Origin of the sequence: Mycobacterium bourgelatii, assembly GCF_010723575.1 — a bacterium.
GTDB classification, from domain to species: Bacteria; Actinomycetota; Actinomycetes; order Mycobacteriales; family Mycobacteriaceae; genus Mycobacterium; species Mycobacterium bourgelatii.
Window position 1 is genome coordinate 1,468,792 of the sequence record NZ_BLKZ01000001.1, and the last position, 22,327, is coordinate 1,491,118.

The window sequence follows — 22,327 nt, forward strand, 5'->3', positions numbered from 1 at the left end:
CACTCCGGCCGCGCGGCATCCAGATTGGGTGCCGTCAGGTCAACCGGCCCAGGTGTCAACCACCGCACTGGTCGTGGTGATCGTCGCCAGCAGGGCCAAGGTGTTGTCGATGACGGAATCGGCGTACTCCCGTGGATATCCACTCACCGCATCGCGGGGCAGGACGAACTGATAGCTGCGGTTCACCGCATCCATGACAAAGTTCGGGATCGCAACATTAACCGAAACGCCAACACCGACAATGGTTTTGATGTTGAGATTGCGCAGCACCGAATCGAGATCGGTGCCGCACATGGGTCCCACTCCGTGCGTGCGAGTCAAAACGAGGTCGGACTCGAGCGGGCCGAACTCGGGCAGTACCGAGGCGCCCGGGCTGCCGGGTGTCAAGTCGGCGCCAAACGACTTGCTTGCGGCGAACAGTCGCGCATTGGTGTTGGAGCCGCGGCCGTCGGGACGCCGTTGGATCAGGCAGTGCACGACCGTGACGCCGGCGGCGCGCGCGGCATCGAGCAGCTTGGCGATATTCGGAATCGCTTCGCGGCGGGCCTCTTCGGCGAGCATCGGCAGGCCGGCTTGCGGCCCGATGACACCGCCCTGACATTCCTGCGTCACTAACGCGGTGGTGGCGGGATCAAGGAGGTCGGACAGACTCGGTTGGGGCATGAGAATAAACGTTATCGCGTGCCGGCTACGAACTCTTTGGCGAAGGCTTGTGAATGTTCGATCAGCTCTGCGCGGTCCGAACCAGGAGGCGCGATGGTGAGCCACGTCACGCCGGTCGCCTCGAGCTTCTTGATGGTGTCGTGGCGCTCGTCGCTGGACTTGTCGTCTGCCAGTAAGTTCCCCGCCGAAAAGCAGATTTCCAGTGGGGCGGTTCGCCCGATCTGCGCCGCATACTGCTTGGCCCAGTCAATCGCGGCGGCCAATTCTTCGAGTGTGGAGATCTCTGCGGTACGGGACGCCGTGGCGTAGCCGAAGGTGTTGAACGGTGCCCACCCCTGCGCGCGCGATACCGCGCGCCGGATGGCCGCCTTGCTGTTGCCACCGATCCACACCGGGGGCGGGTTCGGCGGCAGTGGACGCAAGCGTACGCCGCGAGCGTTGAACGACGTGCCTTCATAGGCGATGTCCGCGCCGGTGAACGCCTTGTCCAGCACGTCAAGGGCCTCGTCGAGCAATGCCCCCCGATTCTCGAAATCAATTCCGAGTGCTTTGAATTCGGGCTTTAGGTAGCCGGCCGCCGTCCCTAGGATGAGCCGACCATGGGACAGCGCGGCCAGGCTTTGGATCGACTTGGCACCGAGAAACGGGTTGCGGTACGCCGCGATGTAGACGTTGGTCAGCAGCTTGACCTCGGTGGTGGCGGCGGCAGCGAACGCGAGTGCGATGAATGGGTCGAGGGCATGGTGGCCCCCGTGGTCGAGCCACTTGGCGTCTGGCGCGGGATGGTCAGTGACGTGCACGGCCGCGAAGCCGTTGGCCTCGGCCGTCCGCGCGATCTCGGCAATGGCCTCGGCGGAGACGAACTCGTCCACCGCCTCCACTCGATGGGTCGGCAATTCGAGGGAGAACGAGATGGTCACGTAAGTCCTTTCAGTGCTTGAGATGAAGTACCAACGAGCTCAGCCAAGCGCTGTGCGTGATAGTCCGGGCTTCCGAACATCAGTTGGCCGGCTTTGGCGCGGCGCACATAAAGGTGAGCGTCGTGCTCCCAGGTGAACCCGATGCCACCGTGGATGCGCATGTTGTCCACGGCGACCTGAAGGAAGGCCTCCGAGCACACCATTTTCGCCACCGAAGCCGCGGTCGGTAACTCACCTGGGTCGGCCACATCGGCCGCGTGCGATGCGGCCGACCGCGCCCCTTCGATCAACACCAGCATGTCCGCGCATCGGTGTTTGATCGCTTGGAAACTGCCGATCGGACGGCCGAATTGAATGCGGTTCTTGGCGTAGTCGACGGCCATGTCGAGACAACGTTGCCCCGCGCCGACTTGCTCGGCCGCCAGTGCGACGATCGCCGCGTCCGAGGTGCGGGCCAAGTAGTCCGCGGCGTCACCGGCCGTTCCGATCGGCTGCGCCGCGACGCCGTCGAACTCGACGCACGCGACTTTGCGGGTACGGTCAACGCCGGCCAATGGCGTTCGACGCAGCCCCTCCGCGCCCGCAAGCACCGCAAACAGCGAAATTCCGGCATCGGTGTGGGCCGCGGCCAGGATGATATCGGCGGTGTGCCCATCGAGCACCTGCCGGGCCGACCCATGGATGAGGTAGCGCGTTCCGCCGCGCTCAGCGCGCAGGGCCACATTCTCCGGATTCCACGGTCCGAGTTGGTCATTCAGGATCAGCGTCGCGGTGCAAGACCCGTCGACCAAGCTGGGAACAAAGTTTTCGATGGCGGATCGGTCACCGCTGGCGAGAAGCGCCGGAATGGCCAGCGCAACGGTGGAGAAGAAGGGTGCGCACAGCAGGGCGGCACCCATTTCTTCGAAAACCACTGCAAGTTCGGTCATGCCCGCGCCCGCTCCGCCCCAGGTTTCGGGCACCGCGATGCCGGTCAGTCCCAATTCGCCGGCCAACTTGCGCCAGGTCGTGGCGTCGAAGCCGGTGTCGGTCGCCATCAACGTACGCACGGTCTCGCTGGGTGAGGTCTCCGCGAGGAATTCGCGCACGGCGTCGCGGAGTTCGTCGACCTCACTCTTCGCCACGCGCAGCCTCCAATACCGGCACCAGTGCCCTGACTGGGCATGTCGGGCCCAACGCAGGCCCGAGATATGTGTTGCCGGACCAGGATAGTATGTTCTCTAAAAGGGAGAATAACCATTCTCGCATGGAGGAGCGACGCGGTGACGAAACTCGACTACGGGATATTTGACTGCGACACCCACTGCTACGAGACCCGTGACGCGTTCACCCGGTATCTGCCCAAAGAATTTCACGACCGCGCGATCGCACCTGTCGTTGGCGCCGACGGCAAGGAGGTCATCCTTGCCGGCCACCGGATCGCCACCTTCAACAGCGAGGCAGGGCTGGGCTTCGACCTGGCCTACCGGCCGGGCTCGCTCAAGGAGATGCTCAAGCAGATGGGCTCGGGCAATCCGGAGGAAACCTATGAGCCTCAGCCGATGCAGCCGGAATACCTGGAGCGTGAACCCAGGCTGAAGGTGATGGCGCAGCAGAACGTCGAACGTGCGGTCATCTTCCCCGCAGGCATGGCGTTGGCCGCCGAGCACTACGTCGATGACACCGAGGCCCTTTATGCCAACCTGCGGTCGTTCAACCGCTGGTTCGACGAGACCTGGGGCTTCAACTACCAGGACCGGCTTTACGCCACCGCCCTGCTGTCCTTGCGAGATCTGGAACTGTCGATCAAGGAGACCGAAGCGATCATCGAGCAGGGCGCACGCCTGGTGCTGCTACCCACCGGCCCCGCATATGGGCGGTCACCGGGCGACCCATACTTCGACCCCATCTACGCGCGGTTGCAGGAAGCCGGGTGCACCTTGGTCTTCCACATCCAGCCGTACTGGTATTTCAATGCGATCTCGCCGGCTTGGGGGCACAACCCCGACCCCGCCGCGTGGCACATGTCGGCGTGGCAGTGGATGAACGTCTATGGGCAGCGTCCAATCGAAGACACGCTCTCGGCCCTCATCTTCGACAACCTATTCGGGCGGTTCCCAGGACTGAAGGTTCTTGTCGCCGAGCACGGCGCGGAATGGGTGCCCCAGTTCGTCATTCACATGGACAAGAGCCGCGGCATGGGCCGCAATGGTCCGTGGATCGGCGGCAAACTGACCGAGCGGCCGTCGCAGATCTTCCGCCGCCACGTCGGTGTGGTCCCGTACCCCGAGGACGACATCCCGACCATCGTGGACCGGCTCGGCTACGACGAATGCCTGTTAATGGGTTCGGACTACCCGCACGCCGAGGGCCTGGCCGAACCTGCGGATTTCGTCAAACTACTCGACCCGCTCGATGACGCCGCCAAGAAACGAATAATGCGTGACAACGCAGATCAGCTGCTGCGCCGAGGCTAGCGGGACATGTCGGACGACGACGCTGCCGATCTCCAAGATGTCGATCTCGAGCTGCTGCGGGCGTCGGCGAGATCCTTTCTCGAAGGTAGGGGCGAGAAGGAATCCATCGAAGACCTCGCAACGATGGACTGGACGGGCTTGCTCGTCGACGAGCAGCTGGGTGGCGTCGGCTGGCGTCCGGTCGAATCGTGCGTAGTCGCTGAAGAACTCGGTCGGGCGCAGGACCGGTCGGCGTGGTTTGGTACTGCCGTCGCGGCCGCGGCGGTCGCGTCCGCACCCGACGAGATCAGACAGCACTGGCTGCCAAGGCTTCTCAGTGGTGCCGCCACAGCGGGTCTCACCGTAGCCGACTCGGTGCGTGTTGTTCGCGGAGACGCGGTCAACCTGGTAGTTGCGCTGCGGGACAACGGTATTTACTTCATCGATGGCTCGACCATCACGGGACGACGACCGGACGACGATCTACTGGATGTCACCCGGCCGGTCTGGACTCTCGATCTCGGCGATGCCACGAGTGTGCTGATCGGATCGGCTGAGCGGGCCGCAGCGCTGATGGCGGTGGCTCGGCTACTCATCGCTGCCGACTCGGTAGGCGCCGTATCCATGACACTGGAGCGACTGACGTCATATCTCAAGGAACGCACGGCCTTCGGTGCGCCTATTGCGAGCTTTCAGGCGATACAACACCGACTGGTGGAACTCTTCGTCTTCGTCGTGAAGGCGCGGGCTATCGTCATGAAGGCTGCGCGTGCGATTGCCGCCCACGACGACAGGGCGAACGTGCTGACGACGGTTGCCCATGCATTCGTTACTGCGAAAGCTACTGCAGCCGTTGATGAATGCATGCAGCTGTCCGGTGGAATCGGTTTCACCTGGGAGTATCCGCTGCACCACGAGTTGCGCCGGGTTTTCACCAACGGCCAACTGGTGGGCACGGCGCGGTCGAGTCGTGCGCTGCTGGCCGAGGTGTGCGGCTGGTGAGCACGTTCGGCAGTAGGCCAACCGCGGAGGAGTTGGCGGCATTCCGTGACCAGGTGAGAGCGCACATTGCGGAGCATGCACCGCCGATCGAAGCCCGCGAAGGACACCGAGCGCCGAAAGATGCGGACCAGGAAGCCCAACTTCGCCGCTGGTTCGCCGGGTTGTTCGAAGCGGGCTTTGTCGGCGCGGACTGGCCTGTCGAGTACGGCGGGTCGGCCGACCACCATCCGCTGCACGACCGCGTCGTCAGTGAGGAAATTCTGCGCGCCCGCGCACCGCGGCCCGTCGACCAGGTCAACCTGGCCGCTCATGTACTGCTGCACTTTGGCTCGGAAGAGCAACGACGCAGATTGCTGCCACCGATCAGGCGGAGCGAGCACGTGTGGTGCCAATTGCTGAGCGAGCCGAATGCGGGCAGCGACATTGCCGCGGTCCGCACCCGCGGTGTGCGACAGGACGACGGTACCTGGGTCATCGACGGGCAGAAGACATGGATCACCGACGGACACTGGGCCGATATGGGGTTGGCGCTCATCCGCACTGATCCGACTTCGTCTCGTCACCACGGCCTTTCGGTGTTCGCGGTGCCGATGTCGGCGGCCGGCGTCGAGGTGCGTCCCATCCGCAGCATCGGGGATGCAATCGAAATCAACGAGGTGTTCCTGACCGGCGTGGTGCTCGACGCGGACAGTCTGGTCGGCGAAGTCGGACAGGGCTGGTCGATCATCATGGCGGGTCTGGACTTCGAACGCTTCGGTATCGGCGGCAATGTCATCCTGCTCGAATTGTTGATCGATGACCTTGTGACGGTGGCCCGTGATGCGCTCGTCGACGGCGCCCCGGCGCTGACGCACCCCGACATCCGACAAACCATCGCTGAACTCACCGTCGAAGTCGAGGTGGCGAAGTCGTTCATCGACGACCACGTCGAACGTCTCATCGCCGGCGCCGATATGCCGGGCGATGGCTCGATCGCCAAGCTGAGCTTCGCCGAGACCTACCATCGGGTTTCGGCCTACGGTGCCGAACTCGCTGCTGCCGCAGCGGATGTCGCCACCACCGACGCAGCGGTGCGGCAGGCGAAGGAGCGTCTGCGAGAATGCTGGTTGTGGTCACGGGCATATACGATCTCCGGCGGAAGCTCGGAGATGATGCGTAACATCCTCGCGAAGCGTCGGCTGCTGCTACCGAGCGGGTGAGTGCGCCGGTGGCCAGTGAGACGTTCTGGGGTCTGGTCGACGCGGTGGCCGAAGCGCATCCGGAGCGGGTGGTTCTGGCCGACGACTTCGGCCGCAGCCTGACCTGCGCACAACTGCGGGATGAGGGGGAGCGCACCGCGGCTGCGCTATCGGAGTCCGGAGTCGGCGAGGGCACCGTGGTGTCATGGCAGCTGCCGACCACGCTGGAGACGATGGTGGTGATGGTTGCTCTGGCCCGACTGGGCGCGGTGCAGAACCCGATCCTTCCGATCTGGCGCGAGAGTGAAGTTCGGTTTGTGACAGCACAGCTCGCGACGGAAGTGCTTGTCGTCCCAGGCCGTTGGCGCGGGTACGATCACACCGCGCTGGCGGAGGCGGTGGCGAAGGAACGGCCCCTGTCGGTCGTGGTGATTGATCACGACGCGCCGGTCACCGACGGCCTGCGCCTGCCGGTAGGCGACCCGGCGGTGTTGCCGGCGGCGCCGAGTAGCGGTGAGGACCCCCGCTGGATCTACTACTCCTCGGGTACCACGGCCGCACCGAAGGGCGCTCGTCATTGCGACCGTTCGGTGATCGCCGGTTCGGCCGGAGTGATCGGGATCGTGGGTGCGTCCAGTAGTGACGTCAACCCGATCGCGTTTCCCGTTTCGCACATCGGTGGCGCCGCCATGCTCGCTGCGAGCCTGCGCACCGGTATGCGATTGGTCTTGTTCGACTCGTTCGACCCGGCGACGACCCCGTATCGGCTGGCGGCGCACCGCCCGACACTGCTGGGCACCGCAACGCCGTTCTTCGTGGCATTCATGGCTGCGCAGCGCGCCCACGGAGCTGAACCGCTGTACCCGGACTTGCGGGGCTGCGTCGGGGGAGGCGCGCCGATCACCGCAGAGTTGGGTCGCCAAGTGCGGGAAGTGTTTTCGGTGAACGGCGTGGCCAATTCGTGGGGTCTGACCGAGTTCCCGGTCGCCACCTCGCAGACACCAGAGGCTGCGCCCGACTTACTCGACCGGACCGTGGGGCGCCCCGTTGCCGGAGTATCGGTGCGGGTAGTGGACGATAGCGAACGCGAAGTCAACGTGGGCGAGGAGGGCGAACTTCGGCTCAAGGGGCCCCAGTGCTTCCTGGGATACGTTGACGGCTCGCTGGACGCGGCCGCATTTGACGCCGAAGGTTGGTTCCGCAGCGGCGACCGGGGACGGATCGACGACCAGGGCAACGTCGTCATCACCGGGCGCATCAAGGACGCCATCATCCGCAATGCGGAGAACATCTCGGCACTGGAGATCGAGAATGTGCTGGCGACGCATCCCGCGGTCGCCGATGTTGCGGTCATCGGTGTGCCGGATCCGCGCACCGGGGAACGGGTTTGCGCTGTCGTGGTCGCCCAACCCGGGGGAGAGGTCACCCTGGAAGCGTTGGCCGAACACTGTCGGCTGCAGGGATTGAGTCGACACAAATCTCCGGAGCGACTCGAATTGGTCGAGGCGCTACCGCGAAACCTCACGGGCAAGGTTCTGAAGAACGAGCTGCGTGTGCAATTCGGCTAGCCGCGCTGAGTCAGCCGGGCGCGAGCGAGCTGCGCCGCCCCGTTTCCGGTGATCAGCCAGAGGGTTGCCAACTGGGCGATGAAGTCGTCAAAGGATAGTTTGACGTTCCCGTTGACGTAGGACAGGATCGCGTCCGCGGTGCCTCCGACGATGAATGCCGGCGCTACCTGCGCCAATGGATCGGTTTCCAACTCGACGCCGTGCACGACTTTGCCGTGGTCGATCGCCACTTTGGTGAGGCGGTGCATCACCCTGGTGCGGTGGTTGTGCAACTCGGGCGAGGCCGCCACGCCCCCTAGCAGCACCCGCGCGCGGCGCGGGTCGTCGACGAGCGCTCGTACCGCCGCCGCGACGACCGCTAGAGCTTGCGCCTCCAACGGCCCATCGGCCGTCGCGTCCGAGGCTTCGACGGTTGCGGCACGCACATCCTCGGCGATGTCGTCGATGACGGCGGCGGAGAGCGCGTCGAGGTCGGTGAAACTTTCGTAGAAGTATCTCTTGTTCAGACCGGCTGCGACACAGAGTTTTTCGACAGTCGCGCTGCGCCACTCGTTGCGTGCCATCGAGTCCATTGCAGCATCCAGGAGGCGACTCCGCCGCTGCCGGCGACGAGTGTCCGCGGATTGCCCGCCGTAGGCGCGCTGCGTGGTCTCAGGCACCGCTAGATCGTCGCAACTGCCGACGTCACCGTTGCGACCACTCACCGAGATCCGTTGACTCCACTCAGTCAGTCTGGCACAGTTCTGTACCAGATGGGCAGCAGCATAGGAGGCTCGTTGTGACAGCCCTGACCGCCCAGTTCGCATCACCAGTGAATAGGCACCGCGTGCAAGCGCTGGGCGCGGCCGTCACATCCCGATTTCCCAGCAGCGAACGGCCGTTGGCGACCGCGCCCGCGGGCTCTAACCTCAAGCCGGTCATGGGTAACTATGGGTTTCCCTTCCTCGGCCACGTGTTGAGTACACTCGCCGACCCGCTGGAGTTTTCCCGACGCAGATACGAGCGATATGGGCCGGTGTGGTGGGCCGGGGGAGTCGGGTTCCGCGTCGTCGCGCTCATGGGACCCGATGCGCTCGAGACGGCATGGATCAACCGGGGCAAGATCTTCTCCAGTACACGTGGTTGGGCACCTGTCATCGGGCCGTTCTTCTACCGCGGAATCATGTTGCTGGACTTCGACGAGCATCGCGACCACCGCCGGATCATGCAGCAGGCCTTCACCCGCAGCGCGCTGGAGGGATACCTCGCCCTGATGCGGCCCAGCATCGATCGGACGTTGAGCCAGTGGCCTTCAACGACGCGCTTCCCGTTCTATCCGTCCATCAAGCATCTGCTGCTGGAACAGGCGGCGGAGGTATTCGTCGGCACTCATCTGGGACCGGAGTCGGACCAGCTTTCCGCAGACTTCCACGACACGGTCCGAGGAGGGCAGGCGGTCGTGCGGGCGGATGTGCCCGGAGGCACGTGGGCACGAGGGCTCCGCGCCCGTGAGCGCCTGGAATGCTACTTCGCTAGCCAAGTTCCGGCCCGCCAGCGCGGTAACGGCACCGATCTGTTTTCGATGCTGTGCCGCAGCGAAGACGAAGACGGGACGAGGTTCACCCCCGCCGACATCGTGAACCACATGATCTTCCTGTTGATGGCCGCCCATGACACCACGGCGATCGCGCTATCCATGCTGGTATACGAGCTGGGCCGGAATCGGCAGTGGCAGAACGCCCTTCGTGACGAGGCGATGGGCCAGCCAAACGACGCGCCGACGTTGCTGGATCTCGATGCGTACCCACTACTCGACGCTGCGTTCAAAGAAATCCTCCGGATGTACGCCCCAGCCGGCACGCTCTTTCGTCAAACCACCAGCGACACCGAGATTCTCGGGCACTTCGTGCCACGCAAGACTCAGGTGGCCATCAACGTTTACGCCTCCATGCGGCTTTCCGACTGGTGGCCCGACCCCGACACGTTCAATCCCGCGCGCTTTGTCGACAAGCCTGAACGCCAGGCGGCGGTGAGTCGTTTCGTATTCGCGCCGTTCGGTGGCGGGGCCCACAAGTGCATCGGCCAGCAGTTCGCCGATATGACGGTGAAGGCCACGATGCACCAATTGCTAAGGCGTTTCGAGTGGTGCGTTCCCTACGGCCATCAGCTGCTGTTGACCTGGGGAACCGGCCCGACCCCCGCTGACGACCTACCGATCGATCTGCGGAAGTTGGCTAGGCGCCGATAAGTTCCTTGAGGTTGCCGCCCATGACTCGCGCAGTAGTTTCTGCCGGCAGGTCCTTGAGCTCGGTGACGAATTGCGCCGGCTCGGCGAGGCCCTCGGGATGCGGGTAGTCCGAGCCGAACATCACCCGATTGGCGCCGAGCACCTCGATGAGATGCGACATGTCTTCCTCGTGGAACGGGTTTACCCAGACATGCCTGCGAAAGACATCACCTGGGTGCTCGTCGAAATCGCGTGGCTTCTTCCGGTAGACCCGGTCGAACGCCTCCATTAGCCGTTGGGCCCACGACCCGCCGTTCTCGACCACACCAATGCGTAGACCAGGAAAGCGTTCGAACACGCCGTGGGCGATGAACGCGGCGAGTGTGTCGAAGATGTGGCGGCTCTCTTCGTAGATGAATCCGCGGAACTTCGTCAGCTGGAAGCCCTGGAACTCGTCGCCATCTTCCCAGTCGTTCAGGTAGCGGTCGTACCCCGCATCCGAGTTGTGCATCTGCACGGAGATGCCCGACGACTCGACCAGTCGCCAGAAGTCGTCGAATTCCGGCAGCGCCGGAGACCGGGAGGTGCCGTCTTCGCGGGGCACCGGCGCGGGCCGAATCAGCACCGTCTTCGCGCCGTTGGCGAGGCACCATTCGAGCTCTTGGACGCCCTTGGCGGGATCGTTCAGCGAGATAGCGGGAACGGGAAAGATCCGGTTCTGGTAGTTAAATGTCCAGTCGTCGAGCAGCCATCGGTTGAAGGCGTGGGTGATCGCATGGGTGAGCTCAGTATCGGATTTCGTTCGTTCTTCGAGCATTCCCGCCGTTGTCGGGAACATCACGGCGCCGTCGACGCCTTGACGGTCCATCAACGCCAGGCGTAAGTCCGGGCGCCGGAATTCGTCAGGGCAGCGGATCGGGTCGGCGAGTTCCCGCAACGTCTTGCCCTCCGGGTTGATTCCGCGGTAGTAGTCGGCCCATGCGCCGGGCGTCGGAATCACTTCGTAGGTTGGGTTCGGGATGCACTCGGTGATGGTGCCAAGGATCTGCAATTTCTTGCGGCCGTTGATGTCAACGAACTTCAGCGCTTCGGCGTACTTGTCCGGCAGGTACCGGGTGTAGGCGTCGATGGTCTCGTACATGTGGTTGTCGGCATCCCAGACCTCGAACGCTTGTCCATCTGCCATGGCCGCCTCCCTGCAGGCTCAGCTATCGAAGATCACTATATCCGAATGCGAGAATGCGTATTTTCAGCTGTGCGTTAGAGGTTCGTGTAATGACCGCCGTCCACGCCGAGGGTCTGACCGGTGACATATCTCGCCGCCGGGCTCACCAGGAATGCCACGGCCGATCCGACGTCGCGCTCGGGGTCTCCGATGCGTCCCAGCGGAATTCGACGCGCCAACCTGTCCTCCATCTCAGGATCGGCTTTAATCGCGGCAGTCATCGCAGGTGAAAAGGCCAAGGGGGAGACGGCATTGACGGTGATGTGGTAGGGAGCCCATTCGCGGGCGAGGCTTTTGGCGAAGCCGCGCAGTGCACCCTTCATCGTGGCGTACAGGGGTAGCGTCGCGCTGCCCTCGATGCCGGCGGGCGAGGTCATGACTAGTAAAGTTCCGCCTCGCTCTTTGAGCGCTGCAAACGCAGCAACGGCGCAATGATAGGCGCCGCGAACGGACACCGAGAAATGGCTGTCCCAGAGCTCACGGTCGACATCTGCCAGCTGATGGGGCTGGCTCGAAAGATTGCTGGTGGCGTTGTGTACCACGGCGTCGAGCCGCCCGGTTGTCGCGACCGCGAGTTCTACCGCGTCGGCGACCGCCGCGCCGTCGGTAACGTCGCAGCAGGCGAACGTCGCGGCTCCTCCGCGCGAAACTATTTCGGCTGTGACCGCCAGGCCGGTCTCCGTCCGGGTGGCGACGATGACGTGTGCGCCTTGCGAGGCCAGGGCCAGCGCGATACCGCGGCCGACTCCTGCGCCGGATCCGGTCACGAGAGTCGTCATGCCGGTGAGGGTCACGGCAGCATCACCGAGCCGCCGTCGACCACGATGGTCTCGCCGGCGACGTGATCGAGGTTTGGTAGCAGCAGGAATTTGACTGACTCCACAACAGATTGGAGAAGCGAGGCGGAATCCTGGACTGCGGGAGCCGACAGGTGTGCCGCCGCGGCGGCTTCGTCGGGGGCGAACAGTCGCAAGGCCGTCGCGACGACATTTACCGAGATGCCTTCGGAACTCCATTGTCGAGCAGCCGATTTCGCCATGGCGCGGACACCTTCGAGCGCAGTGATATAGCCGACGAGTCGGGCGGCGCCGGCTAGGCCGATGGTCGGCACCACGAGAACGATGCGTCCACGGGACTGAAGCAGGGAACGGCGAGCGCGTTGCAACACGGCGAGTGTGTCCCACATCGCCGTGTTCACGATGCGGTCCCATTCCTCGGGGTGCAGGGCACTGAGCAGCCCGGGTCCGGGATCGGGGTCGACGACGATGACCACGCCATCGGCGTCCGGCAATGTCTCCGTGCTGTTCCCGACAAAGGATGCATCGAGTCCGTCGGCGAGCGCGGCGGACAATTCCTTGGTCGGCCCGATGACGACCGTTCGACCAGTCACGTCACGGATGTGGCCCGCTTGACTGCTTGGCGACGCGTTCGTCGTGGATCCTGATCAGATCCCTGAAACCGATGCGGTCATACTTCGGTTTGGGCTGAACCCCCCAGTCGTCGCGAGCAGTTTGTTGGCCGGCGGCTTCGGGCGCACCTCCGAACGGTGGGCCGCCGATCGGATACGGCTGGTGGCATTCCAGCGCGTCGTCGGAGTAGCGCACCTTCATCAACTCACTGCAGATCTCGGTGAGGGACAGCGTCGGCCACCCGTACCAGATCGCCATCACCGGCACGGTCATCGATCCCTCGATGACCAATCCAAAGAGGCAGACGTACAGTCCTCTCCTGAGCCATTTGTGCATCCTCGCCCAGGTTGAAGTGGTTCCGATCGGCAGCGATGCAACCGGATCCGTTGCCTCCGAGGTGGTTTGAGACACGGTCCTTCCTTCCTCGCTAGTCGGAGAAGATTTCCCGGTTCACGGTGTGTAGGTAGGGAATCGCCAGGAATGGGGTGATGTAGAAGATGTTGAATGCCCACCAGCCGAGTACGGGCAGGCCGACGGCGGTGTAGCGCACGTCGGCGTAGATCGTCATGTTGAAGATGTAGCCGGTCCAGAGCACGATGCCGAACCAGCAGGTCACGATCAGCCACTGATGTCCCCAACGCTTCATCTGCAGGAAGGCGATTGCGGCGGCGATCCGCATCGGGAAGGCGATGAGGACGCAGACCATGACCCAAGCCTTTTCGCCGGGGGCGCTGGCGCCGCCGATCCAAAGTTCGTTGTAATGCCAGAAGTAGCCGGCGTCGATCAGGTTGCCCCATGCGGTGAATACCGTGCGAGTGATCAAGGCGTGGTTGGCGAACAGATCCAGCGCCCAGCCGATGCTATTGAGGGCGGCGTCCAGAATGACGACATATCCGATGAGGGTGACCATCGTCGGCCGGACGGAGAGCCCCTCGCGTTGCGCCCTTCTGAGTAAGTAGAGGCCGCGGCAAAAGATAGGGAGGCCGATCGGGCCGAGCACCAGGGTGCCCATCAGCGTTGTGCCGGCGATCAGCCATCGGTCGGCGCGCCGCTGCGTCTGTCTTGTCTGGTCCTCGTGCTCGTCTAGGGTGGCTGATTGATCCAGTGTCATGGTCGGTCACCAGTCCCTGGTGAAGTACATCTGCAACTGGATGGCGAACATCGCGATCAGCAGGCCGTAGATGAAGATCTGGAACGCGATGAGTCCGCGGCGGCGTCGGCGGTCTTGGTCGTCCATCAGAACGTACCGATGTTGGCCAGCATCCAGTAGAAGAACGCGACCAGTCCGCACATGACAACCCATGTCACCGCCAGGCGGACGAGCTCCTGCCACATGGTCGCCCCCTTCGCCTGCTGGAAATTTGTATTTGCATCGAAGAGTAACACCACTTTCGAAATACGAGAGTATCGGTTCTCGCCGATGGCATGGCTGGCGGCCGGTGGTGTCGACGCCCGAGGGGCCAAAGGCCATACGCTCGGCGAATGGAAGCGCCGTCGGCGAGCACCAGCAGCCGGCGTGACTACTGAGCCAGCGCGGCCAGTTCCCGCTTGACCACCTTGCCAACATCGTTGCGCGGCAACTGATCGACGAAGACAATGCGAGCCGGGACGCGGTATGGCGTCAGCCGTTCGCGACACCAGGACACCAGCGCGGTCTCGGTGAGGGATGGGTCGGAGCGCACCACAAACGCCCAGGGCACCTCGCCCAGTCGCTCATCCGGAATGCCAACGACCGCGGCCTCGCGCACGCCGTCTGCGGCCACCAGCACGTCCTCCACCGCGCCAGGAAACACCTTGAGCCCGCCCCGATTGATCATCTCCGACACCCGGCCGTCGAGCCACAGGAACCCGTCGTCATCGAACCAGCCGAGATCGCCGGTGTGAAACCAGCCGTCGTCGGTGAGTCGGTCCAGGAATGCCGGATCGATCTTGCGTGCCGCGGTGGTGGGCGTGCGGACCATCACCTCGTCGTTCCGGATCGTCACATCAATGCCCGGGAGCGGCCGCCCGACCGAACCCAGCTTCGTTTCACCCCATTCACGCGCGTCGGCGGCCGACCATCCGACCACTTCGCCACCGAGTTCGGTCTGTCCGTAGGAGTTCAGCACCAGCACGCCGAACTTGTGGCGGAAGCGGGCGGCCTGAACCGGAGACAGGGGAGCGGTAATCGAGCGGACGATCCGCAACGGTGACAGGTCTGTTACGGAGTCGTCGTGCAGCACCATGGTCAAGGCCGCTGGCGGTAACACGGTGGAGCGCAACTGATGCCGCTTGACCAACGCCGCGAAGTCTGTAGGCGAAAACCGCTCCATCAGCACCACGCCGGCGCCGGCCCGAAATGCGAACAGCACCTGGTAGATACCGGCCCACAACGACAAGGACAGCGGCACCAGGTTAGGCATCGGGGTGCGCTTCTCGGCCGTGGCGGATTTCGCCCCTCGCAGCTTGTCCAGCAGTCGGTCGATCAGATCCAACACGGTGGCATGACGCAACGGCACCGGCTTCGGTGGACCGGTGGTGCCCGAAGTGAACTGCAGCAGGGCGACATCGGCGTCGTAACTGCGCCGTCCCGCCGGTGGTGCGGAAGTGGACGTCACGGACCATTCGAGCTCCGAGCCCGCGACGACCGGCAAACCGGATGCAGCGAAGCGCTGCGCCAGTGCCGGAGTGGTGATCACCGCAACAGGCCGCAATGTCTCGAGTTGCGTGACAAGCTCGGCGTCGGGTGCCCGAGGATTGAGCGGCGTGTACACCCCGCCGGCACGCCAGGTTCCGAACAGCGCGGCGATGGTGACGGAGTCATTGGGCAGCATGGCGGCGACGACCTGGCCGGTGGTCAAGCCAATCTCGGTGAGCACCTTGCTCAATCGATCTGCGCTGGCCGCCAATTCGTTTCGTGTCACGTCGCCGCCGAGCGTGTGGACGGCGATGTCGGGCGGGCCGTCCAATACCTCCGCCAGGCTCACGATTCGCTCTCCAGCGGAGACCAGTTCGGCGTCCTCTTCTCGGCGAATGCCAACGGTCCCTCGTTCTGGTCTGGATGGCCCCACATGGACGTCAGATGCTTGGCGCCTGCGCGGCAAGCGTCGGTCAAGCCGTACTCGAGCGCACCCCACAACGCCCGCTTGGTCGCTCGCATCGCCGCCGGTGAGTTCCTGGCGATCTTTTCCGCGAGCGCTTGCGCGGCGTCGCGCAACTTCTCCGGCGGGTCAATGACCTCGCTGATCATGCCGAGTTGGTAGGCGCGCTGCGCGGTCAGGCGTTCGTGACTGCCGATGAGTGCCATCCGAAGCACCGCCTCTGCCGGCACCTTGCGCATGAGAGCGATGGTCTCCAGCGCGGAGACTTGACCGATGGACACATGGGGGTCCACGAAAGTCGCATCGGCGGCAGCGATGACGATGTCGGCGTCGGCCACCCAATGCAGGCCACCACCCGCGCACACCCCGTTGACCGCGGTGATCACCGGCTTTCCGACCTTGCAGTGCCAGGCGGTGAGTTTGAGGTCGAGCGTTTGCATCGTTTTCTGAAACTGCAGCACGGCCTCGCCGTCGAGATCGTCGACGTCGGCGCCCACCTGGAAGGCCCGACCGTTTCCGGTATGCACGATGACGCGCACCTGTGGATCGGCGTCCAATTCGGCCCACGCTCTGGGGAATTCCTCACGCATCACCGCGTCGTAGGCGTTGAGCCGTTCGGGACGGTTGTTGATGATCCAGCCGACGGGACCGTGCTTCTCGACGATGAGCCATTGATACGTCACGGAACCTCCACTGCATCGGACAGCGGTTGCCATTGTGGAACCCGCTTTTCGCGCCACGCGCGAACCCCTTCGGCATGGTCGGGGTGGTTGCGCAACTGCCAGATCTCTTCGGCCGCTTCGTTGCGCGCCTGGGTAAGACCGACCTCCAGAGATCGCCACAGCGCTTTTTTGGTGGCGCGCATGGCCGTAGGTGAGTTAGTGGCGATCGCCGCGGCCAGTCGCGCCGCCGCTGCGCGAAGTTGGTCGTCCGGCACCACCTCGGAGAGGATCCCCAATTCGTATGCGCGCTGCGCCGAGACGCGTTCGCCCTTGCCGATGAGCGCCATTCGGGTGATGGCCTCCATCGGTGACTTCCGCAGCAGGGTGATCGCCTCGTAGGCCACGGCCTGGCCCACCGATACATGGGGGTCAACGAACGACGCCGACTCCGCGGCGATGACGATGTCGGCATCCGCCACCAGGTGCAGCCCGCCGCCCGCGCACACCCCATTTACCGCAGCGATCACCGGTTTCCACACCTGGCAGTGCCATGACGAGATCATCAGCGTGGCGTCCCGGGTCCGGCGGGAATGTCGGCGCATCGCATCTTTGTCGCGCGCTACCTGCACGACGTCCATACCCGTGCAGAATGCCTTGCCGTTGGCGGTGTTGACGATGACCCGCACCTCGGGGTCGGCATCGAGTTCGCGCCACGCGGCTTCGAGTTCGTCGAGCATCAGGGCGTCGAAGGCGTTGCCGGCGTCGGGTCGGTTCAGGATGAGCCATCCGACGCCGTCCGACTTCTCGACGTCCAGGCGTTGGTAGGGGCTCACGACCGCGGGATGTCCTTCCAGGGCTTGCCCTTCCATGGGTCGGGTTCTCTGGGCAACCCGAGTACCCGTTCGCCCAGGATGTTCTTGTTGATGTCGGTGGTGCCGCCTTCGGTCCCGTTGGCGAGGCTGCGCAGCATGCCGTGTACTTCCCGCGGCATCGCGTCCGGGTCGTCGGTGGCGGGCCACGCTACGGCGTCGGTGCCCAGCAGGTCGACCATGAGATCTTGGATCTGCTGATTGAGAACGGCTTGGTGTACCTTGCCGATCGACGAGGCGGCTCCGGGCGATTGCCCGGCCGAAAGTGCCGCGCGGACCCGGGCGTTGGTCCAGGCGCGGACCTGCTCCTGCGCCCACAGACGCATGATTTTGCCCCTGACGACGGGATCGTCCCACCGCCCGGTTTCCCGGGCGAGACTGATCAGGCGCTCTGCGCTGGATCCGCCCAAACGACCCGAGCCCGCCCCCGAGCCCGAACCCGAAACCATCTGTCGTTCGCTGGACAACGTCGCGGCGCTGACTCGCCATCCGTCGTTGAGTTCGCCGACGCGATGTGCGTCCGGAACGCGGGCTCCGTCGAGAAAGACCTCGTTGAATTCGGCCTCACCGGTTATTTGGCGGAGGGGACGGACCTGGACGCCCGGTTGGTGCATGTCGAGCAAAAAGTAGGTGATGCCCTTGTGTTTTGGCTGTTCGGGGTCGGTGCGGGCGAGCAGGATCGCGAAGTCGGCTTCGTGCGCCCAGGTGGTCCAGACCTTTTGTCCGGTGATCACCCACCCGTCGCCGTCGCGGACCGCGCGCGTGGCGAGCGAGGCGAGATCGGAACCGGCACCGGGCTCACTGAACAGCTGGCACCACTTCTCCTCGTTGCGCACTATCGGCGGCAGGAAACGGCGACGTTGTTCCTCGGTGCCATGACTGAACAGCGCTGCAGCGGTGTTGTAGAGGCCCAACGGATTGAGCCGGGAAAGCCGCAGTGGACGTAGCGTCTCCTCGATCGCGCGTGCCACTTCGGCTCCGACGCCCAGCCCACCGTATTCGGGTAGCCAGGTTGGCACGACCAGGCCCGACCGCGCGAACGTCGGGTACCACCGCTCGTAGTCGGCGGGGCTTCGGACGGCGCGCAACGCTTTTGGCCCCTCGGCGGCCGCCGTCCGCCAAGATTCGGGCACCTCCGCTGCGATCCAGTGTTCGACCGCCTCGACCGCTGCGGTCACGCTGGTGGATTCGCTGATCGGTAGCCTGGTCATGATCGTCTCACCGGCCCTGGAATTCCGGCTTGCGCTTGTCTTTGAACGCGGCCAGGCCCTCGCGGAAATCCTCACTGCGGCTGGATATTTCGAGCGCCATCGCCTCGTTCTGTAGGTGTCGGTCAAGGTCCAGTCCATTGCCGCTCTGCAGCAGCCACTTGGTGAGCCCGAGCGCAACCGTGGGTGCTTCGGCGAGGGTTGATACGAGTTCGGTTGCGGCATTGTCCAATTGGTCTGCGGGGACGGCGCCGTGGATGATGCCCCAGTCCGCCGCGGTAGCCCCGGTGATTTCTTGTCCGAGCATGAGTAGTTGCCTGGTGCGGACCATGCCGATCAACCGGGGCAGCAACCATGCCGCACCGCTGTCGGGCGAGAAGCCGCGGGCCATGAACGGCTCCCAGAAGCGGGCGTCGTCGGCGGCCACGCAGAAATCGGCGGCCAGCGCAATGTGGAAGCCTAGACCGGTGGCCCAACCTCGCACCACGGCCACGATCGGCACCTGCGTCTCCAACATCAGCGGGATGAGCCGATTAGCTTTGTTGGGCAGGCGGCGCTGCGTGCTGCCCACGCGTGGCTTGCGTTCCGACTTCGCGTTGTTGGCGATCAGGTCTGAGCCGGCGCAGAAATCCGGCCCCTCGGCATCGATGCGGATAACCCGCACCGACTCGTCGACGCCGGCCGCCGCGAGATGTCCGATCACGGTGTCGAGCATCACATCGTTGACCGCATTGCGGCGGTCGGCGCGATCCAGGGTCAACCGCAGCATCGAGCCCTGTTGTGCGGCTTGAAGTCCGGGGACGCTGTCGTAATTCATCCGATCAGCGCTCACTGAATTGCGCCGACACGGCGGTCAGCAGATCGGTCAGATTCGTCGCACCGCCAGGCGGGTCGGGCAAGCGCACCGGTCCGCGCTCCCGGCTGGGAAGCAGGATCGTCGCGTGCCCAGGTGTGGTGATCTGGCCGCGGTGGTTGGTCGCGGCAAGTTCGAGATCGACGGCCGGGCGTTCACCCTCGGCGAGGTACTTGCGTACCACCGAACCGGTGATGGTGTGCAGGTCACCGACGTAATTGAACAGGCGGAACTCACAATCGAGCTTCCATAACCAAGCGTCGTCACCCATCCAGTTCGTGCATAGGTGGATCAGCCAGGTCTCGCGCATGCGGCCATAGTCAAAGGTGGTGGGGTTGCCCGCATTCCGAGCGGCGGCGGGGTCCCAGTGCACGCGTTGTTGAACATCGGGCACACCCTGCTCATTGGGCGTATAGAAGCGCGGAATGCGTTGCCGGTTGCGCCACGCGAGGCCGAGGGGCCGGACCCCGTAGATTCCGGTGCCCATGCCGACGTGCCAACAGACCATGTCGGTCACGGTGAGCGGCCCCTTGGTCAGCGGGCCAACCTGGTCTCCTTCGTTGACGTCTTCCCACCAGCGCGGCTCACTCCCGCGCACGGTCTCGCGTGCATAGCGTTCGTCGAGCTCGGCGATCTCCTCGACGGTCCAGGTCTTGAGCTCGACCGCTTCGTACTTCTTGCGGCCGCGCGCCTTGCTGCGCTCGGTGCGAATCATGTTGCGGTACTGGCCGCCCAGGATCGTGCCCTCGTCGTCACGGAATACCTGCGCGGACCACTCGTGGACGGCGCGGCCGGCGAACTCGCTCGACTTGTCGAGGGCGGCCACCAGTGCATTGCGGCGAAAGACTCGGTGGTTGGCGCGCAACGGGGCCCACCACTCGCGCGAGGACGACGCGTAGAAGGCATGTACACCGCGCAGTGGGTCGCCCTTGGTGAGCGCGCGTTCCTCGTCGGAGAGGGTGGTGACTTCATCCTCGCCGATCAGCGTGTCGCCCCCGATAAGGGCGGGCGGCGCGACAGACTCACCCCACACGGATTTGGCCGCGTACTCCGGATCGGTCCAGAGTGGGTTGGCGTCGCCATAGCTCTCGGCGACGTGCCGAAACGCGTCCTCGTTGGGGCGCAGGTAGTGAGGAGGTTGCGGGTGCGGAACGGCAATGCCGATGGTGGCGCGCAGGCTGGCCAGGCCTTCGTCGGTGATTCGGCCGGTCTCCGCCATCGGATTGCCTCCCCATTGTGGCCCGTGTCTTGGTCGGATAGAGGGCCGGACGAGATGGAAATTAAGATACCCGAAAAACGGAAACGTCGTTAACGCAGGGGCTGACCGATGGTTGAAGAAGCGTCCGGGATCGTGGTGACGACCGGCGATGACGCGGTCGCCCGCATCACAATAGATCGCCCCGGAGTGGGAAATTCGTTGTCGCCGTTGGCTCGTGATGCCCTCACCGACGCCTTTTTGCAGGCGAACAACGACCCGGCGGTTCGCGCCGTACTGCTCACCGCGGCCGGTTCCCGGCACTTCTGTTCCGGTGCGGTACTGCCGTCGGCGGGAGAGCAAGGGGCAGCAGAACCGCCACCGCAGCGCCGCCCGGGTGACGTGGCGCGCATGTTGCAGCACGGTTGGCAGCGGCTCATTGCGTCGGTGCTGGACTGCGACAAACCGGTGGTTGCGGCCGTCAAGGGCGTCGCAGCAGGGGCGGGCGCGAGCCTGGTGCTGGCGTGCGATCTGGTTGTCATGTCCACGGAGGCAAGGCTTGTGGCGGCGTTTGTGCATCGCGGCATCCTCCCGGACTCAGGTGCCATCCACCTGCTGACCAGAATTGTCGGTCTGCGCAAGGCAACCGAGCTCCTGATGCTCGGTGAACCGGTTGGTGCCGCGGAGTGTGAGAGGCTCGGGCTGGTCAATCGCGTGGTGCCACTGGACAATACCGATGCGGCCGCGAAAGAGCTTGCCGTTCGACTGGCGGCGGGCCCCACGGTGATGCTCGGTTTGACCAAGCGCCTGCTCGCGGTCTCGTCCGAGTCGGGGCGCGACCGAGCCTTCGAGCAGGAAGCGTGGGCCCAGGAGGTGGTGTCGGGCACCGCGGACCTGCAGGAGGGGCTGGCATCGTTCGCCGAGCGGCGCGAGCCCCGGTTTCAGGGGCGCTGAACGACCTAGCCGGGGGTCGGCCCGCCCCGAATGGTGTACGTGGCGGTGTCGTCGATCTCGTCGATCGACTGGGCCACCTTCTCCGCGGTCAGCGCTGTGTCCTCGATCCCCTTGGTCACGCCGATGAACACCCGCGACACCTTACCGGCGCCCACCGAATAGATGTGTGCGGTGCGGTCGCAACTGGAGTGCGACAGGTATACCACCACGGGGGTGACCAGTTCGGGGTCCATGTCCTTGCCCGCCTCACCCATGATCTGCTCCGTCATTCGGGTGCGGGCGATGGGCGCGATCGCATTGATGGCGATGCCGTTGCGGGCTCCCTCGATGGCCAGGACATGCATCATGCCCACCAGTCCCATTTTCGCGGCGCCGTAGTTGGCCTGGCCGAAGTTCCCGAAAAGCCCGGTACCCGAGGTCGTTTGAACAATCCTGCCGTAGTTCTGCTCGCGCATTATCGGCCAGACCGCCCTGGTCACATTGAAGGCGCCGGTGAGATGCACCGCGATCACGGCGTCCACCTGCTCCGCCGTCATGTTCTTGAACGAAGCGTCGCGCAGGATGCCCGCGTTGTTCACCAGCACGTCCACTCGGCCGAAAGCGTCCATGGCGGCTTTGACGATCGCTGCGCCACCCTCCTCGGTTGCCACCGAGTCGCCGTTGGCGATCGCGGTTCCGCCCGCCGCGGTGATCTCGTCGACCACGGACTGGGCAGCGGACGTCGAGGCGCCACTGCCGTCGACGGCGCTGCCCAGGTCGTTGACGACGACGCGCGCACCGCGGCGGGCCAACTCCAACGCGTGACAGCGACCGAGTCCACCGCCGGCACCCGTCACGATGGCTACCTGGTTGTCGAAAGTCATTGACGGCATGGGTGAGAGGTTACATTTACTAGATCGA

22 protein-coding genes are annotated in these 22,327 nt (G+C 64.5%); 6 read left to right on the forward strand and 16 right to left on the reverse strand.

The annotated features are described in order from the left end of the window. Positions 1 to 39 precede the first annotated feature (39 nt). Genes G6N68_RS06735 through G6N68_RS06745 form a run of 3 tightly spaced genes read right to left on the reverse strand, consistent with a single transcriptional unit; the run spans position 40 to position 2,707 of the window. Positions 40 to 663, reverse strand: coding sequence for a cysteine hydrolase family protein (locus G6N68_RS06735; RefSeq protein WP_163709483.1), 624 nt, complete (start codon positions 661 to 663; stop codon positions 40 to 42). 11 nt (positions 664 to 674) lie between these two features. Then, complete coding sequence (locus G6N68_RS06740) at positions 675 to 1,583, reverse strand: TIGR03619 family F420-dependent LLM class oxidoreductase (protein ID WP_163709486.1); 909 nt, start codon at positions 1,581 to 1,583, stop codon at positions 675 to 677. After that, positions 1,580 to 2,707, reverse strand: a complete 1,128-nt coding sequence (locus G6N68_RS06745) for an acyl-CoA dehydrogenase family protein (protein WP_163709489.1) — start codon at positions 2,705 to 2,707, stop codon at positions 1,580 to 1,582. Before G6N68_RS06745 ends, G6N68_RS06740 begins: the two co-directional genes overlap by 4 nt. A 138-nt stretch (positions 2,708 to 2,845) precedes the next feature. Here G6N68_RS06745 and G6N68_RS06750 point away from each other — a divergent pair, with 138 nt between their 5' ends. Genes G6N68_RS06750 through G6N68_RS06765 form a run of 4 tightly spaced genes read left to right on the forward strand, consistent with a single transcriptional unit; the run spans position 2,846 to position 7,766 of the window. Continuing rightward, on the forward strand, positions 2,846 to 4,039 hold the full coding sequence (locus G6N68_RS06750; protein WP_240355411.1) for an amidohydrolase family protein: 1,194 nt from the start codon (positions 2,846 to 2,848) through the stop codon (positions 4,037 to 4,039). A 6-nt stretch (positions 4,040 to 4,045) separates the two neighbouring features. Then, positions 4,046 to 5,020 carry an acyl-CoA dehydrogenase family protein gene (locus G6N68_RS06755; RefSeq protein ID WP_163709491.1) on the forward strand — a complete coding sequence of 325 codons (975 nt, stop codon included), beginning with the start codon at positions 4,046 to 4,048 and terminating at the stop codon, positions 5,018 to 5,020. Continuing rightward, on the forward strand, positions 5,017 to 6,219 hold the full coding sequence (locus tag G6N68_RS06760) for an acyl-CoA dehydrogenase family protein (protein ID WP_163709493.1): 1,203 nt from the start codon (positions 5,017 to 5,019) through the stop codon (positions 6,217 to 6,219). The genes G6N68_RS06755 and G6N68_RS06760 overlap by 4 nt, the downstream gene beginning before the upstream one ends. Positions 6,220 to 6,227: 8 nt before the next feature. Beyond that, complete coding sequence (locus G6N68_RS06765; protein WP_371871542.1) at positions 6,228 to 7,766, forward strand: class I adenylate-forming enzyme family protein; 1,539 nt, start codon at positions 6,228 to 6,230, stop codon at positions 7,764 to 7,766. On the opposite strand, the gene G6N68_RS06770 is transcribed toward G6N68_RS06765, so the two are convergent. Then, entirely contained in the window at positions 7,763 to 8,425 is a 663-nt protein-coding gene (locus G6N68_RS06770) for a TetR/AcrR family transcriptional regulator (RefSeq protein ID WP_163718278.1), read from the reverse strand. The genes G6N68_RS06765 and G6N68_RS06770 overlap by 4 nt on opposite strands. A 119-nt stretch (positions 8,426 to 8,544) precedes the next feature. On the opposite strand from G6N68_RS06770, the gene G6N68_RS06775 reads away from it, so the two are divergent. Continuing rightward, positions 8,545 to 9,993, forward strand: coding sequence for a cytochrome P450 (locus G6N68_RS06775; protein WP_163709499.1), 1,449 nt, complete (start codon positions 8,545 to 8,547; stop codon positions 9,991 to 9,993). On the opposite strand, the gene G6N68_RS06780 is transcribed toward G6N68_RS06775, so the two are convergent. From G6N68_RS06780 to G6N68_RS06830, 11 genes are all read right to left on the reverse strand, one after another. After that, the gene (locus tag G6N68_RS06780; RefSeq protein ID WP_163709503.1) at positions 9,980 to 11,158 is read right to left on the reverse strand and encodes an amidohydrolase family protein; all 1,179 of its coding nucleotides are present in this window, start codon (positions 11,156 to 11,158) and stop codon (positions 9,980 to 9,982) included. The two genes, G6N68_RS06775 and G6N68_RS06780, sit on opposite strands and share 14 nt — an antisense overlap. A 74-nt stretch (positions 11,159 to 11,232) precedes the next feature. Continuing rightward, complete coding sequence (locus G6N68_RS06785) at positions 11,233 to 11,991, reverse strand: SDR family NAD(P)-dependent oxidoreductase (protein WP_163709506.1); 759 nt, start codon at positions 11,989 to 11,991, stop codon at positions 11,233 to 11,235. After that, complete coding sequence (locus G6N68_RS06790; protein ID WP_163709509.1) at positions 11,988 to 12,587, reverse strand: SDR family oxidoreductase; 600 nt, start codon at positions 12,585 to 12,587, stop codon at positions 11,988 to 11,990. The genes G6N68_RS06785 and G6N68_RS06790 overlap by 4 nt, the downstream gene beginning before the upstream one ends. Before the next feature lies 1 nt (position 12,588). Further along, a complete protein-coding gene (locus G6N68_RS06795) occupies positions 12,589 to 12,942 on the reverse strand; it encodes a hypothetical protein (protein WP_163718280.1) in 354 nt (117 codons plus the stop codon). A gap of 91 nt (positions 12,943 to 13,033) precedes the next feature. Continuing rightward, entirely contained in the window at positions 13,034 to 13,717 is a 684-nt protein-coding gene (locus tag G6N68_RS06800) for a hypothetical protein (protein WP_163709514.1), read from the reverse strand. A gap of 409 nt (positions 13,718 to 14,126) precedes the next feature. Then, positions 14,127 to 15,572: a class I adenylate-forming enzyme family protein gene (locus tag G6N68_RS06805; protein WP_163709518.1), complete on the reverse strand. Its 1,446-nt coding sequence runs from the start codon at positions 15,570 to 15,572 to the stop codon at positions 14,127 to 14,129. Then, entirely contained in the window at positions 15,569 to 16,369 is an 801-nt protein-coding gene (locus G6N68_RS06810) for an enoyl-CoA hydratase/isomerase family protein (RefSeq protein ID WP_163709522.1), read from the reverse strand. Before G6N68_RS06810 ends, G6N68_RS06805 begins: the two co-directional genes overlap by 4 nt. Further along, the gene (locus tag G6N68_RS06815; RefSeq protein ID WP_163718282.1) at positions 16,366 to 17,181 is read right to left on the reverse strand and encodes an enoyl-CoA hydratase/isomerase family protein; all 816 of its coding nucleotides are present in this window, start codon (positions 17,179 to 17,181) and stop codon (positions 16,366 to 16,368) included. Before G6N68_RS06815 ends, G6N68_RS06810 begins: the two co-directional genes overlap by 4 nt. Continuing rightward, positions 17,178 to 18,428, reverse strand: a complete 1,251-nt coding sequence (locus G6N68_RS06820) for an acyl-CoA dehydrogenase family protein (RefSeq protein ID WP_163709526.1) — start codon at positions 18,426 to 18,428, stop codon at positions 17,178 to 17,180. Before G6N68_RS06820 ends, G6N68_RS06815 begins: the two co-directional genes overlap by 4 nt. Before the next feature lie 7 nt (positions 18,429 to 18,435). Beyond that, positions 18,436 to 19,242 carry an enoyl-CoA hydratase/isomerase family protein gene (locus tag G6N68_RS06825; protein WP_163718284.1) on the reverse strand — a complete coding sequence of 269 codons (807 nt, stop codon included), beginning with the start codon at positions 19,240 to 19,242 and terminating at the stop codon, positions 18,436 to 18,438. Between the two features lie 4 nt (positions 19,243 to 19,246). Then, a complete protein-coding gene (locus G6N68_RS06830; protein WP_163709530.1) occupies positions 19,247 to 20,497 on the reverse strand; it encodes a hotdog family protein in 1,251 nt (416 codons plus the stop codon). Between the two features lie 108 nt (positions 20,498 to 20,605). On the opposite strand from G6N68_RS06830, the gene G6N68_RS06835 reads away from it, so the two are divergent. Then, on the forward strand, positions 20,606 to 21,427 hold the full coding sequence (locus G6N68_RS06835) for an enoyl-CoA hydratase/isomerase family protein (RefSeq protein WP_163709532.1): 822 nt from the start codon (positions 20,606 to 20,608) through the stop codon (positions 21,425 to 21,427). Positions 21,428 to 21,432: 5 nt separating this feature from the next. Here the strand turns inward: G6N68_RS06835 and G6N68_RS06840 are convergent, their stop codons facing one another. Continuing rightward, positions 21,433 to 22,299 (reverse strand): SDR family NAD(P)-dependent oxidoreductase, encoded by an 867-nt coding sequence (locus G6N68_RS06840; RefSeq protein ID WP_163709536.1) that lies wholly within the window; start codon positions 22,297 to 22,299, stop codon positions 21,433 to 21,435. Positions 22,300 to 22,327 lie beyond the last annotated feature (28 nt).